The sequence below is a fragment of the Roseateles oligotrophus genome, assembly GCF_025717515.1.
GTDB classification, from domain to species: Bacteria; Pseudomonadota; Gammaproteobacteria; order Burkholderiales; family Burkholderiaceae_C; genus Paucibacter_A; species Paucibacter_A oligotrophus.
Window position 1 is genome coordinate 107090 of sequence record NZ_JAJIRN010000001.1, and the last position, 11723, is coordinate 118812.

The 11723-nt window shown below is 62.5% G+C and carries 15 protein-coding genes and 1 pseudogene; 11 read left to right on the forward strand and 5 right to left on the reverse strand.

The features are described 5' to 3' along the window. Positions 1-30 precede the first annotated feature (30 nt). The gene (locus LNV07_RS00560; RefSeq protein WP_263569235.1) at positions 31-552 is read left to right on the forward strand and encodes a hypothetical protein; all 522 of its coding nucleotides are present in this window, start codon (positions 31-33) and stop codon (positions 550-552) included. Between the two features lie 22 nt (positions 553-574). Beyond that, positions 575-1438, forward strand: a complete 864-nt coding sequence (locus LNV07_RS00565; RefSeq protein ID WP_263569236.1) for an AraC family transcriptional regulator — start codon at positions 575-577, stop codon at positions 1436-1438. Here the strand turns inward: LNV07_RS00565 and LNV07_RS00570 are convergent. The 3 genes from LNV07_RS00570 to LNV07_RS25615 are packed head-to-tail and all read right to left on the reverse strand — an operon-like array spanning position 1426 to position 2838. Beyond that, complete coding sequence (locus LNV07_RS00570) at positions 1426-2022, reverse strand: LysE family translocator (protein ID WP_263569237.1); 597 nt, start codon at positions 2020-2022, stop codon at positions 1426-1428. The genes LNV07_RS00565 and LNV07_RS00570 overlap by 13 nt on opposite strands. Positions 2023-2072: 50 nt before the next feature. Further along, complete coding sequence (locus tag LNV07_RS00575) at positions 2073-2501, reverse strand: dienelactone hydrolase family protein (protein ID WP_318013653.1); 429 nt, start codon at positions 2499-2501, stop codon at positions 2073-2075. After that, the gene (locus LNV07_RS25615) at positions 2434-2838 is read right to left on the reverse strand and encodes a hypothetical protein (RefSeq protein ID WP_458296237.1); all 405 of its coding nucleotides are present in this window, start codon (positions 2836-2838) and stop codon (positions 2434-2436) included. Before LNV07_RS25615 ends, LNV07_RS00575 begins: the two co-directional genes overlap by 68 nt. On the opposite strand from LNV07_RS25615, the gene LNV07_RS00580 reads away from it, so the two are divergent. The 8 genes and pseudogenes from LNV07_RS00580 (at position 2728) to LNV07_RS00615 (ending at position 9419) form a co-directional block, all read left to right on the forward strand. Next, the gene (locus tag LNV07_RS00580) at positions 2728-3633 is read left to right on the forward strand and encodes an alpha/beta fold hydrolase (RefSeq protein ID WP_263569238.1); all 906 of its coding nucleotides are present in this window, start codon (positions 2728-2730) and stop codon (positions 3631-3633) included. The genes LNV07_RS25615 and LNV07_RS00580 overlap by 111 nt on opposite strands. Positions 3634-3697: 64 nt before the next feature. Beyond that, positions 3698-4768: a DUF5694 domain-containing protein gene (locus LNV07_RS00585; RefSeq protein ID WP_263569239.1), complete on the forward strand. Its 1071-nt coding sequence runs from the start codon at positions 3698-3700 to the stop codon at positions 4766-4768. A 181-nt stretch (positions 4769-4949) separates the two neighbouring features. Next, the gene (locus tag LNV07_RS00590) at positions 4950-5105 is read left to right on the forward strand and encodes a hypothetical protein (RefSeq protein ID WP_263569240.1); all 156 of its coding nucleotides are present in this window, start codon (positions 4950-4952) and stop codon (positions 5103-5105) included. A 174-nt stretch (positions 5106-5279) separates the two neighbouring features. Further along, positions 5280-5759 (forward strand): phosphate-starvation-inducible PsiE family protein, encoded by a 480-nt coding sequence (locus tag LNV07_RS00595; protein ID WP_263569241.1) that lies wholly within the window; start codon positions 5280-5282, stop codon positions 5757-5759. 359 nt (positions 5760-6118) lie between these two features. Continuing rightward, a complete protein-coding gene (phnC, locus tag LNV07_RS00600) occupies positions 6119-6991 on the forward strand; it encodes a phosphonate ABC transporter ATP-binding protein (protein ID WP_263569242.1) in 873 nt (290 codons plus the stop codon). A gap of 45 nt (positions 6992-7036) precedes the next feature. After that, a pseudogene (gene phnD / locus LNV07_RS00605) lies at positions 7037-8017 on the forward strand (phosphonate ABC transporter substrate-binding protein). An 81-nt stretch (positions 8018-8098) separates the two neighbouring features. Further along, positions 8099-8842, forward strand: coding sequence for a phosphonate ABC transporter, permease protein PhnE (gene phnE / locus LNV07_RS00610; RefSeq protein WP_397545509.1), 744 nt, complete (start codon positions 8099-8101; stop codon positions 8840-8842). A gap of 16 nt (positions 8843-8858) precedes the next feature. Further along, positions 8859-9419 carry an HD domain-containing protein gene (locus LNV07_RS00615; protein ID WP_318013654.1) on the forward strand — a complete coding sequence of 187 codons (561 nt, stop codon included), beginning with the start codon at positions 8859-8861 and terminating at the stop codon, positions 9417-9419. A 252-nt stretch (positions 9420-9671) separates the two neighbouring features. Here the strand turns inward: LNV07_RS00615 and LNV07_RS00620 are convergent, their stop codons facing one another. Together LNV07_RS00620 and LNV07_RS00625 are read right to left on the reverse strand one after the other, a co-directional pair. Further along, a complete protein-coding gene (locus LNV07_RS00620; RefSeq protein ID WP_263569244.1) occupies positions 9672-10139 on the reverse strand; it encodes a hypothetical protein in 468 nt (155 codons plus the stop codon). A 26-nt stretch (positions 10140-10165) separates the two neighbouring features. Beyond that, complete coding sequence (locus LNV07_RS00625; RefSeq protein ID WP_263569245.1) at positions 10166-10534, reverse strand: antibiotic biosynthesis monooxygenase family protein; 369 nt, start codon at positions 10532-10534, stop codon at positions 10166-10168. A gap of 128 nt (positions 10535-10662) precedes the next feature. Between LNV07_RS00625 and LNV07_RS00630 the strand changes: the two genes are divergently transcribed. Then, positions 10663-11580 (forward strand): LysR family transcriptional regulator, encoded by a 918-nt coding sequence (locus tag LNV07_RS00630; protein WP_263569246.1) that lies wholly within the window; start codon positions 10663-10665, stop codon positions 11578-11580. Positions 11581-11723 lie beyond the last annotated feature (143 nt).

Genomic DNA, 11723 nt, shown 5'->3' on the forward strand with positions numbered 1-11723 from the left:
CGCCCAAAGCAGGAGTAGCAAAAGGCGCACATGATTGAAGTATTCAAGACCATAGACAAGTTCGACAACATTGTCACCACGCTGCTCGAAGAAGAGGGCTTTTGGGTGCGTCACAAGTTCAAGGTCAGCGTCAGCCTGGAGGAGAAGAAGCTGATCGGCAAGCAGTCCGCACCTAAGCCCGAGATCGATATGCTGGCCTTCAATCTGGGGCGCAACGAGGTGCTGGCGCTGGACGTCAAGGCCTATCTCGACTCACCCGGCGCCAAGTTGTCGCTGCTGCAAGAAGAGCATGAGGTGCCGACCGGCCGCTTCAAGCTCTTCACCTCCGAGCGCTACCGCAGCCTGGTGCTGGCGCGGCTGCTGCAGGACCTGATCGCGCTGGGCATGGCTAACCTTGAGACCAAGGTGAGGCTGGGCATGATCGCCGGCAAGGTCAACCAAGGCCAGAGCGAAGCGATTCGCGCGCATATGCAGCAGCATGACTGGATGTTCTGGTCGCCCGAAGACGTCAAGGCCAAGGTGGCCGCGCGCAACAATCAAGTCAAGTCCTGAACCTGGCGTGGCGACAGGGGCCATGAAGGCGGAACGAGCGGCTTTGTTCTGGCGTGACCAGACCTTGCCCTATTTGGAGCTGCGTTCCTTTCAAGGTTGCGAGGCGATCGGCTATGCAAAGCACTCGCATCAGGAGTTCTCGATCGGCGCGGTGACCGGGGGCCTAAGCATTTATCTGCACGGTGAGCAGCAAGAGCAGATCGGCGTTGGCGCGGTGGTGCTGATGAATCCCGGTGAAGTGCATGCCTGCAATCCGCTGCCCGGCGAGCCCTGGACCTATCGCATGCTCTATGTGGGCGCGGACTGGCTGGGTGACTTGCAACGCGCATTGAATTGCGCTGACGCCAGCGGCTTCAGACCGATCCCGTTCGCCCTCAGCTACGACGAGCCGCTCTACCGTGGCTTGCTGGCGCTGTGCGATGTGTTGGAGGACGGCAGCGTCGCGGCGGCGCAGAAGGGCGCGGCGGCCTTGGCCTTTTTTTCCGGGCTTGTTTTGCAAGCGGCGCCCTTAGCCGTTGAGCGGTCGGTTGAGCGGCCCGCGCCCAGCGCCAAGTTGCTGGCCGCGGCGGCTTTCATAGACGAACAGTTCAGCCGGGAGCTGAGCCTGGACGAGATCGCGGCCTGCGCGGGATTGTCGGTGTCCTACCTGATCCGTGCCTTCAAGCAGCAGTTCGGCCTGACACCGCATGTTTACCAGGTGAACCGGCGGGTGCAGTTCTGCCGCGAGCAACTGCGCGGCGGGCAGCGCTCGATTATCGATGTGGCGATCGAGGCGGGCTTTGCCGACCAGGCTCATTTGCAGCGTATTTTCAAGCGCGTGGTGGCGGTAACGCCGGGACAATACCGCCGGGGCGATACCGGCAGAAGTGATTCTCACAGCATGTAAACGGCGCAGGCCAGCAACATGACGGCCAAGGCCCGGTTGAAGAACATCAGCTTGCGCGGCTCGCTCAGGTGCCGGCGCAGCGAGGCACCGGCCCAGGCCCAGCTGGCCAGCGAGGCATAGCAAATCACAAAGTAGATGGCGGCGAACTGCCAGACCAGCAAGCCGTCGCCGCTTGACGCATAGGCGGCCATGCCGGCCAGCGAGGCGATCCAGGCTTTGGGGTTCAGCCATTGCATATAGGCGCCGTAGAGGTAGGAGGGCTTGGCTCGCTGCGCTTTATCGTCATTGCCTAACTTGCCATCACTGCGGGCCAGTTGATAGGCCATATAGACCAGAAAACTCAGGCCGCCCCAGCGGAGCAGCAGCATCAGGCTGGGCCCGTAGCCGCTGCGGGCGATCAGCTCGTTCAGCCCCAGGCCGATCAGCAGCAGCAAGCCCGTGAAGCCGACGGTGGCGCCGGTGACATGGCGCAGGCCGGCGCGCAGGCCATGCTGCGCGCCCGCACTCAGCGCGACGAGATTGACCGGGCCAGGGGAGATGGACGAGGCCAGCGCGAAGGCGGCCATGGATAGATAGAGGCTCATCGTTTTGTTCAATCAACAGCTGCGGAAGAACCCAAAGATACGTTTTTGGGTCATCGGCGTATTGAACAAAATCGCCCTGGCCAGGGCTTGGCCGCTGCGGCGTCAAAACGCGGCCTGCTGTCGTTGTTGAACCCATGCCGGGTGCCGGCATATTGCTGCGCGGTATAGGGCATGTCGGCGGCCTTCAGCGCCACCTCTTCGGGTGCCGGTCGATTGCCATAAAAAGGCACTGCAGCGGCCAGCTCGGCCAGGCGGCTTGACAGCATACGGACGATGCCGCCGCCATAGCAAAAGCCCACCGCGCCCAACTTGCCTGTGGCGTCCGGCCTGGCCTTGAGCCAGGCCGCGCTGGCGAGGAAGTCCTCCAGCGCCAGGCGCCTGGCGACAGCGAAGCGAGCAGCGCCGTAGGCGTCACGCCACCGACCGCAAAGCGCTGCGCCCGCGCCAAAAAGCCGCGCCGGTCCAGCGTCCGTGTACATAGGCATCGAACAGAATCAGCAGCGCTTGGTCGAAATCCTGCGCGGTTTTGCGCTGCATGGCGGCCCCCGAAAAGGGGCCACAACACAGCCAAAATTGGGCGCACGCGGGGCCCTCGCCATGCAGTCTGGCCCCGCAGGCGGACGGTCTGTCGCAAGCCGCGCGACCTGCGCCCAGCGAGTTGATACAAACGCGATTCCCTTTTGCTGACCGGCTCGTTCCATGCCTATGTTTATCTTTTCCTCCTATGGAGCCAGTGCTGGCCAATTCATGCGCATCTTTGCGCTCGCTGTGCTCACATGCCTGGCGACCCTCTCGGCCGGCCTTGATAGCGCGCACGCCAGCGAGGCCGCCGCGATGCCGGCGCTGGCTCGCCTGCATGGCCAGGTGATCGAGCAACTGAGCATCAATGCCCATGAGGCGCAGGGGACGCTGGTGTTCGAGAACGGATCGCGTGCACAGATGGAGGGCTGGAGCGCTGTCATCGGCGCCCTCGCGGCCCAGACTCAGCAGGGCCAGCAGTTGACGGCGGGAGTCTCCAAACCCTGGGCGCTGTTTGCCTATGACCGCCCCGGCATCGGCCGCAGTGAAGCCACCGAACGTCCGCGCGATGGGCGCCAAATCGTCGCCGATCTGCGCGAGTTGCTGCAGCAAAAGGGCCATAAGCCGCCTTACCTTTTGGTCGGCCATTCGCTCGGCGGGCTGTATATGCAGCTCTTTGCGCGGCAATATCCGAGCGAGGTCAAAGGCCTGGTGCTGGTGGATTCGCTTTACCCCGGCATCATCAAAAAGCCCGAAGACTTTCCGCTCTATACGCGCTGGGCCAAGGCCGTGTTCATGAGCCGCATGGCAGGGCGCGAGATCGACGCGATTCACGCCACCGGCGAGGCCGTGCTCGCTTTGCCTTGGTCGGCGCAAATCCCCGTCACCCGCTTGATCAATGTGCCAAAGGGTGCGAGTGCGATTGCGGTGGATTTCGGCGTGGTCAATGCCGACGAAGCCACGATTGCTCGCGTGCGTGCGCTCTACCCCGGCGCAAAGACCGTGGTGCTGGATTCGGATCACCAGATTCAGAGAGCCAATCCGGAAGCGGTTGTGCAAGCGATTCAGGAAATGATGATCAGTGTGCGTTGATCGCCGCAGGCTGGCGGCGGGCCAAGTCCCATGCCTTAAGCAAATCAAACTCGAGGAATACCCGATGGGCAATAGGACGAAACGAATCTGCGGTTTGCTGGCGACCCTGGCGCTCGCTGCACAGGCGCAGGTGCAGACGCGGCCGCAGATTGATCTGACGGCGCTTGATCGAGGCATGGCCGGGCCAAGGACGCAACTGCTGGTGCTGGGTACCGTCCACCTGAGCGAGCTGCCCGCCGGCTTCAATCCGGCGGCGTTGAATGGTGTGCGCGAGCGGCTGGCAGCGTTCAAGCCCGACATCATCACCATCGAGGCGCTGCCCGGTGAGGAATGTGAGTTGGCCTTGCGCTTCCCCGCAAAGTATGGCGCCGACTATTGCGCCCCGACCGACGCGGCCAAGGCCGCTACCGGTCTGGACATACCGGCGGCGATGGCCGAAGTGAACAAGACGCTCAAGGCCTGGCCCGCCGAGCCGGCGCCGGCGCAGCGGCGGCGCTTGGCCGCGCTGTTCCTCGCCGCGAACGACCGCGCTTCGGCCTATGTGCAGTGGCTGCAACTGCCCGAGACCGAGCGCCGGGCCGACGAGCATTTGAACGCCGCGGTGGTGGAACTATTGGCAAAGGTCGCGACGCGTAACAACGAAGACTTCCAGTTGGCCGCTCGCCTGGCCGCGCGACTGGGGCTGCAACGCGTCTACGCCGTTGACAACCATACCGGCGACAACATCGATGTGCCGGACGTCAAAGCCTATGTGCAGCAACTCGAGGCGGCCTGGGCTGCGGGCAGATCTGAGCTGAACGAAAAGGAGAAGCAGGAGCAGGTGCTGAAGCAGGCCTCCGACTTGCTGCCCTTGTATCGCTTCGTCAACGACCCGGAATATCTGCGCATACTCACCGATGTCAACGTTAGGGAACCGATGCGCGCAAAGTCCCCGGAAGGCTATCCGCAGATGTTTGTTGCCGGCTGGGAAGTTCGCAATCTGCGCATGGTCGCCAATATCCGCGAAACCTTCCGCGAACGCCGTGGCGCTCGCGTTCTGTCTATTGTCGGCGCCTCGCACAAGCCCTGGTTCGACGCCTGGCTGGGCCAGTTGCAGGGTGTGGAGATCGTTGATGTGGCCGGGCTGCTGAAGTGATGTGATGTGACGTGCCGGGGCGCCCGGGGCCGAGACTCCAGGCGGCTCGCCTGACGCCGGCATTGTTGAGTACGCGCAAGCCCGGCGGCCCGATTCGGCCTAGCGTTATGCCGACGGTTCGACCGGCACCCTGATCGGCATGACCGGCAATCTTCCCCTTGGCATCAAGTGAAGGATATTCATGATCCGAAAACTTCGCTCCGGCATGTACCGCATCTATTCACGCAAGACCAATCCGCTGACCGGAAAGCGACGCAATCTGGGGACCTTCGAGACGCTTGAGGCGGCTCGCAAGCACGAAAGAGAGATTCAGTACTTCAAGCGCCTGAAGGGCTGAGAACTCTCGTGCGGGCGACCTATTCGCACCCAGACGAAGCCTTGATCTGGCGGTGAGATTTGCCGGCCTGGAGTGCTGATCGGATCTGCTTGCGATTTCTCAAAAGCTCGCGAATCACTGCCGATACATTGGATCCATATCGTTGAATGACGAGAGTTGTGAATTCGAAAAACTATGGTCCGAAAATGGTGGAAGCAGCTGAGTACTGACTGGCCAACTCTGACCATTTATCAGCGCTTCGAAAGCGTCGTCGCGTTGGCACTCACCCTGCTGATTTCCTTGGTGATCCTCGTCGCCTTGATTCGCCTTTTTGTACGGGTGGTTTCAGGATTGGTCTTTGGCGCAATGAACCCGCTTGACCATATGGTGTTTCAGAATGTCTTCGGGGAAATATTGACTTTGCTGATTGCCCTGGAGTTCAACCATACCCTCCAATACGTAGCAACGCGCCAGCAAACCATTATTCAAACCAAGGTGGTGGTGCTGATCGCTTTGCTCGCCTTGGCCCGCAAATTCATCGTGCTGGACATTGATCAGATCGATCCCGTCACTCTGCTTGGGCTTGCTGCCATCACCCTGGTTCTCGGCCTGACCTATAGGCTCATTTGGGAACCAGACACGCGCACGAAGGCGCCTCAAGGTCCGTACCGATAGGGCGAAAGGGCGAAAGGGGCGATAGGGCAATACGGTCGGCCTGCGCCCGCAAGCCTGATCCGCATGAAGTAGCCCCCGTCGCCGCGAGTTCAGCTTGGCGCTGAGCCTTAGATTGCGCTGGTTCATGCGACCCTTGGCGGGCGGTAGTTTCGGATGCTCACGCCGAGCCTGAGCAATCCCCCCCCAGTGACCGCAGCCGTATCCGCCGCATCGCCGTTGCCGAGGCAAAAGGCAGCCGCTGCATGCCAAAGCATGCGGCAAGCTGTGACGCCAGCGCCGGTTCAAGCAATTGTCACAGCAGCATCACGGTCTCGTCACATGTCATCTAGATGATTGCGGCTTGACTTTGGAGTCAGGCAATGACCAATTCTCGGAATCCTCTCGTGATCGACGTGCAAGGCCTGCGCAAGAGCTTTGGCGCGGCCAAGGCGCCCGCCTTGCGCGACATCAACTTGCAGGTGCGGCGCGGCGAGATGGTCGCGTTGCTGGGCGCTTCAGGTTCGGGCAAGTCCACCCTGCTGCGCCATCTGAGCGGCCTGCACCGGGCCGACGCGGGCAGCCGCTCGGTCGTCAATATCCTCGGCCGCGAGCTGCAAAGCGGTGGCCGATTGGCCGGTGATGTGCGGGCTTCGCGCGCCAAACTTGCGACCGTGTTTCAGCAATTCAATCTGGTCGAGCGCCTGCCGGTGATGACGAATGTCTTGGCCGGCGCGCTGCACCGGCTGCCGCTGTGGCGCGGTTTGCTGGGCCTGTTTCCGCGCGCCGAACAACAGCGGGCCTATGCCGCGCTGGCCCGCGTCGGCATTGAGGCCTGCGCCTGGCAGCGTGCATCCACTCTGTCGGGTGGCCAGCAGCAGCGCGCCGCCATTTCGCGCGCGCTGGTGCAAGGCGCCGAGATCATCCTGGCGGACGAGCCGATTGCCTCGCTCGACCCCGAATCCTCGCGCCGCGTGATGAGCTTGCTGGCGGAGCTGAATCGCGAGCTCGGCGTCACCGTGCTGGTGTCGCTGCACCAAGTTGACTACGCCTTTGCCTTTTGCCCCCGCACCGTGGCGCTGCGCCAGGGTCAGGTCGTCTTCGATGGGCCGACGCAAGATCTGACCCCGGTCAGGCTGCGCGAGCTCTATGGCAGCCAGATTGACGAGTTAATCACCCCTGTCTCGCCCGGCTTGGCGCCGGCCGTGCCAGCGCAGTCGCCGAGTTACTCGCTGGATGGCTTGCGCGCCGCCTGAATTTCAAACGCAGTTTCCTCAATTCAACCCCGCATCGGAGTCACCATGAATCGCCGCCTTGCCCTGACTTTCTCCTTGCTGGCCGCCGGCCTGCTGACCCAGCCCGCTATGGCCCAAAGCCCTGCCAAGGAACTCAACTTCGGCATCATCTCGACCGAGTCGAGCAACAACCTGAAGGCCGCCTAGCAGCCGCTGCTGGAAGACTTGCAAAAAGCCACCGGCATCAAGATCAACACCTTCTTCGCGCCCGACTATGCCGGCGTGATCGAGGGCATGCGCTTCAACAAGGTGCAGCTCGCCTGGATGGGCAACAAATCCGCGATGGAAGCGGTCGACCGCGCGCAAGGCGAAATCTTCGCCAAGGTTGTCAATCTCGACGGCTCGCAAGGCTATTACAGCCTGATGATCGTGCACAAGGACAGCCCGCTGCGCAGCCTTGATGATGTGATCAAGGCCCGCGCCGGCCTGAACCTGGGCCTGGGTGATCCGAACTCGACCAGCGGCACCCTGGTGCCCGGCTTCTATGCCTTTGCGCCGAGCAAGGTTGACCCGACGCGCGACTTCAAGCGCACGGTGCGGGCCAACCACGAGACCAATATCCTGGCCGTGGCGGCCAAGCAGGTCGATGTGGCGGCTGTCGCCAGTGACGGCATCGAGCGCATGAAGCTGAAGATGCCCGAGAAGGCGGCCGAGCTGCGCGAAGTCTGGCGCTCACCGCTGATCGCCAGCGACCCGCTGGTCTGGCGCAAGGATGTTGACGCCGATGCCAAGAAGAAGATCGCCGACTTCTTCGCCAATTACGGCCGGGATCAGCGCGAGAAAGACGCGCTGAAAACGCTGACCTATAGCGGCTTCTTGCGCTCCGACAACGCTCAGCTGACCCCTATCCGCCAACTCGCCTTGGCGGCCGAGCGCGGCAAGATCGAGGCCGACGCGAATCTGAGCGCGGAAGAAAAGAGCCGCAAGCTGCAAGATGTAGAGCGTCGCCTGGACGAGCTGGGCCGCCAGACCGCCAGCGCCAAGTAAATCCGAGTTCAAGGCCTAACAATAAAAATGAACGCAGCCGTGATCGCTGGCCGGGCCATGCCCGAACCACCTCCGAGGACCATGACCAGTCTGCTGACCTGGGGCGTGCTGCTGGCCCTGCTGGCCGGTAGTTGGAAGGGCGCCGACATGCGCCCGGCCGAGCTGTGGCGCGACAGCGGCAATATGCTGCAGTTCGCCAAGAGCTTTTTCCCGCCCGATCTGCACGACTGGCGCTATTACCTGCAAGAGTTAATCATCACCTTGCAGATCGCGCTCTGGGGCACGGCCTTGGCCGTCATCTGCGCCGCCCCACTGTCCCTGCTGGCGGCCGCTAACTTGACGCCTTGGTGGGTCCGGCAGCCGGTGCGGCGCTTGCTCGACGCCTTTCGCTCGATCAATGAAATGGTGTTCGCGCTGATCTTTGTGGTCGCCGTGGGCCTGGGGCCATTTGCCGGTGTGCTGGCCTTGTGGGTGCACACGACCGGCATCCTGGCCAAGCTGTTCTCGGAGGCCGTCGAGGCGATCGACCCGCAGCCGGTCGAGGGTATCCGTGCGACCGGGGCGCACCCGCTGGCCGAGATCATCTACGGCGTGATTCCGCAGGTCTTGCCGCTATGGATTTCCTACACCTTGTACCGGCTGGAGTCGAATGTGCGCTCGGCCTCGGTGGTTGGCATGGTGGGGGCGGGCGGCATCGGCATGGTGTTGTGGGATGTGATGCGCGGCTTTCAGTACCAGCAGACTTGCACGGTGCTCATGATGCTGGTGCTCAGCGTGTCGGTGATCGACATGTTGTCGGCGCAGGTGCGCAAACGTCTGGTTTGAACGGTGACCCCTGATCATGAGTCTTGAAAGCATCGAGCGGCTTTTGCTTGAGAACGCGGCTATCGCCTATGAAGGCGACCGTGCCGAGCCGGTCAGCAGCCTGGCCCATGCCTTGCAATGTGCGCAGCTGGCCGAATGGGCCGGTGCGCCAGCGCCCTTGGTGGCGGCGGCCTTGCTGCATGACATTGGGCATTTCATTGAAACCACCGGCCTAGCTGACGCTGACGCTGGCGATGATGTCGATGATGTGCATGAGGCACGTGCACAGCCACTGCTGACGCGCGTATTTGGCCCGGCGGTGGCTGAGCCGGTGCGTTGGCATGTGGCCGCCAAGCGTTACTTGGTCGCGGTGGACGCCGGCTATGGGGCGCAGCTGACGCCGGCCTCGGTGCATTCGCTGGGACTGCAGGGTGGGCCGATGTCGGTGGCCGAACAGGCGGCGTTCGAGGCCTTGCCGTTTGCGCAGGATGCAATCAGCTTGCGGCGCTGGGATGATCAGGCCAAGCTGCCGGGGCGGCCGACGCCGGCCTTGGACTATTACTTGGCCTTGCTGCATGAATTGCGTTTGGTGAATTGAGGAACTGGTCACAGCCGCTAATTCTTTGAAGTCTTTCGCCCCTTTATTCAGGCCACAGAGTCGCTCCAAGCCCTTCGACTTGTTGCGAACGCGCATTGAGCCTTTGCGCAGCTCGGCGATTTCAAAAGGGGCAAGCTGCCGCACTCGCTTCGCAGAACGCCAAATTTCCCTGACGATCCGTTCGATTTGAAAGCCTACAAGGTGAACGGAGCGGACGCCCAAGCTTCGGCTGCTCAGCGTTCAACGTGGTGCTCAGTGAGTCTTCGTGGCAGGCGTGGAGCTGGTGCGCAGCCGCCCGGCCATGCGCAGCCCATCGCGCGCGTTCAAGCTCATCAGCGTGAGGTTCGTCGCGCCAGCGATCAATTCGATGGCCTGGACCACATAGAAGGCGGCGTCGAACGTGCCGTCTGAAGCCCAGCGGTTCAGCATGATCGCGCAGGGCACCAGCACCAGCAACCCGTTGGCGGCGATGAGCGGCATGCGTTTCCTCTTGCTGTCGACGAGGCGGCCTTTGCGCGACTTGGCGAGAAACATGCCGCTACCGCCTGCAGCCGCCATCAGCGGGACCATGATCCACAGACCCGGCGTGACGATGAGCGACTTCAGCTGTGCCACTGCGGCGTGCGAGCCGAACAGCTCGGTGAGGATGGTGGCAATGAAGAAAGTGGCAATGCACAGCGGGGCGAGAAGCCCCGCGATCATGTGGGCAAGTTTGGGCATGACAGTCCTTTTGGCAGGGATGCGAATCAAGCCGCGCACAAGTTGGCCACGGCGACCTTGGCGAAGAGGTGCGGCTGCGCGACCGCGCTCGACGGGTAGGCCGCCAGCGCGCTCGCGAAGTCCGGGTGCGTGAATGCAGCGCGGAAGCTTCCCACCGAGTCCCACATGGCGTAATTCATGAACATGTGGCTGCCGCCGATGGCGCGGTGCAACTGCGTGGACAGGAATCCCGGCTGCTGCTTCATCCAGATCGCATCTTTCTCCCATGCGGACATCAGCGCCGGGACATCAGCCTCGGCCACCGTAAACAGGTTCACCAGAACAACCGGGTCGGCCGTGCTCTGCAATTGTTGGTCGATGGGGCATGCAGGGTCGAGCGGGAGAAGGTTCAGCATAGTTTGCTTCCGGTGTGTGCTTGTTGCCGGGACTGTATGAGGCGCACCCTGCCGCGCCTAGACCGAAGGCCGAGACACACTGTTTGGTCTTCGTTGACAATCGCAAGTCACAAGACTGGAGCTTTCTGATGGACCGATTCGATGCCATGCGCGCATTTGTTCAGGTGGTGGAAAGCGGCAGCTACACCAAGGCGGCCCTGCAGTTGAACCTGCACAAGGCGACCGTCAGCCAGCAGATACAGCAACTCGAAGACAAGCTCGGCACGCGCCTGCTCACGCGCACTACCCGTTCGGTCACACCGACGGAAGAGGGCATGGCGTATTACGCGCATGCCTGCGCCATCCTGCAACAGGTGGACGAGGTGGAGTCGCAGTTGCGCAAGGGGACCAGCGCGCCAGCGGGGCACCTGCGCATTGACGTGCCTGTGGCCATGGGGCGACTGGTCTTTGCGCCCGAGATTCGCGGATTTCTCGAGCGCTACCCCAAGATCACGATTGAGCTGGGTTGTACCGACCGGGCTGTCGACTTGGTGCAGGAAGGAGTGGACTGCGCGCTGCGTGGCGGCCAGTTGCCGGACTCGCGGCTATCGGCGCGCCGCGTCGGCGATCTGCGCTTTGCCCTGTGTGCCGCGCCTCACTACATCGATCAACGCGGATTGCCGAGCACACCCGAGGACCTGGTCCTCCACCATCAGGTCGGGTATGTGCTCGCATCGACTGGCAAGGTGCGCCCCGTAACGTTGATGCGCGAAGGCCTCAAGGTGGAATTCGATGTGCCTGCGCGCTTTCAAACCACGGACAGCGCGGCAGCCTTGAATGCAGGCCTGGATGGGTTGGGTATCGTCGTGCTGGCGGAGTTCGTAGCCAGCCATTACCTGACGAGCGGCGCCCTGGTGCGGGTGCTGCCGGGCTGGCAATGCCCGTCGCTTCCGCTGCACCTGGTGACGCCCGCTACCCGCAAGCGCGCCGCACGTGTACAAGCTTTTATGGACTGGGCGCATGCCCTGCTGCTTCGGCGCCTGGGTTCGCAAATGGACAACCATTGAAGTGTGTCTTTTGCCGCTGGCGCGGAAGTAGACGGGCAGTCCCGTTTCATTGAATGCTGATTTTCCAGACCCGCAGGGATGGGTCCGCCGCCACGATGCCGGTCATTGCATAGGCGCTGGTTTTGCCTCTGAGCGGCCGGCCT

Coding starts and splice junctions, on each gene's coding strand:
- phnC (WP_263569242.1), top strand. CDS start 6,119: ATGACCAATTCTCGGAATCCTCTCGTGATCGACGTGCAAGGCCTGCGC.
- LNV07_RS00615 (WP_318013654.1), top strand. CDS start 8,859: ATGAGTCTTGAAAGCATCGAGCGGCTTTTGCTTGAGAACGCGGCTATC.
- LNV07_RS00560 (WP_263569235.1), top strand. CDS start 31: ATGATTGAAGTATTCAAGACCATAGACAAGTTCGACAACATTGTCACC.
- LNV07_RS00580 (WP_263569238.1), top strand. CDS start 2,728: ATGTTTATCTTTTCCTCCTATGGAGCCAGTGCTGGCCAATTCATGCGC.
- LNV07_RS00625 (WP_263569245.1), bottom strand. CDS start 10,534: ATGCTGAACCTTCTCCCGCTCGACCCTGCATGCCCCATCGACCAACAA.
- LNV07_RS00590 (WP_263569240.1), top strand. CDS start 4,950: ATGATCCGAAAACTTCGCTCCGGCATGTACCGCATCTATTCACGCAAG.
- LNV07_RS00620 (WP_263569244.1), bottom strand. CDS start 10,139: ATGCCCAAACTTGCCCACATGATCGCGGGGCTTCTCGCCCCGCTGTGC.
- LNV07_RS00630 (WP_263569246.1), top strand. CDS start 10,663: ATGGACCGATTCGATGCCATGCGCGCATTTGTTCAGGTGGTGGAAAGC.
- LNV07_RS00575 (WP_318013653.1), bottom strand. CDS start 2,501: ATGTACACGGACGCTGGACCGGCGCGGCTTTTTGGCGCGGGCGCAGCG.
- LNV07_RS00570 (WP_263569237.1), bottom strand. CDS start 2,022: ATGAGCCTCTATCTATCCATGGCCGCCTTCGCGCTGGCCTCGTCCATC.
- LNV07_RS00595 (WP_263569241.1), top strand. CDS start 5,280: ATGGTCCGAAAATGGTGGAAGCAGCTGAGTACTGACTGGCCAACTCTG.
- LNV07_RS00585 (WP_263569239.1), top strand. CDS start 3,698: ATGGGCAATAGGACGAAACGAATCTGCGGTTTGCTGGCGACCCTGGCG.
- LNV07_RS00565 (WP_263569236.1), top strand. CDS start 575: ATGAAGGCGGAACGAGCGGCTTTGTTCTGGCGTGACCAGACCTTGCCC.
- phnE (WP_397545509.1), top strand. CDS start 8,099: ATGACCAGTCTGCTGACCTGGGGCGTGCTGCTGGCCCTGCTGGCCGGT.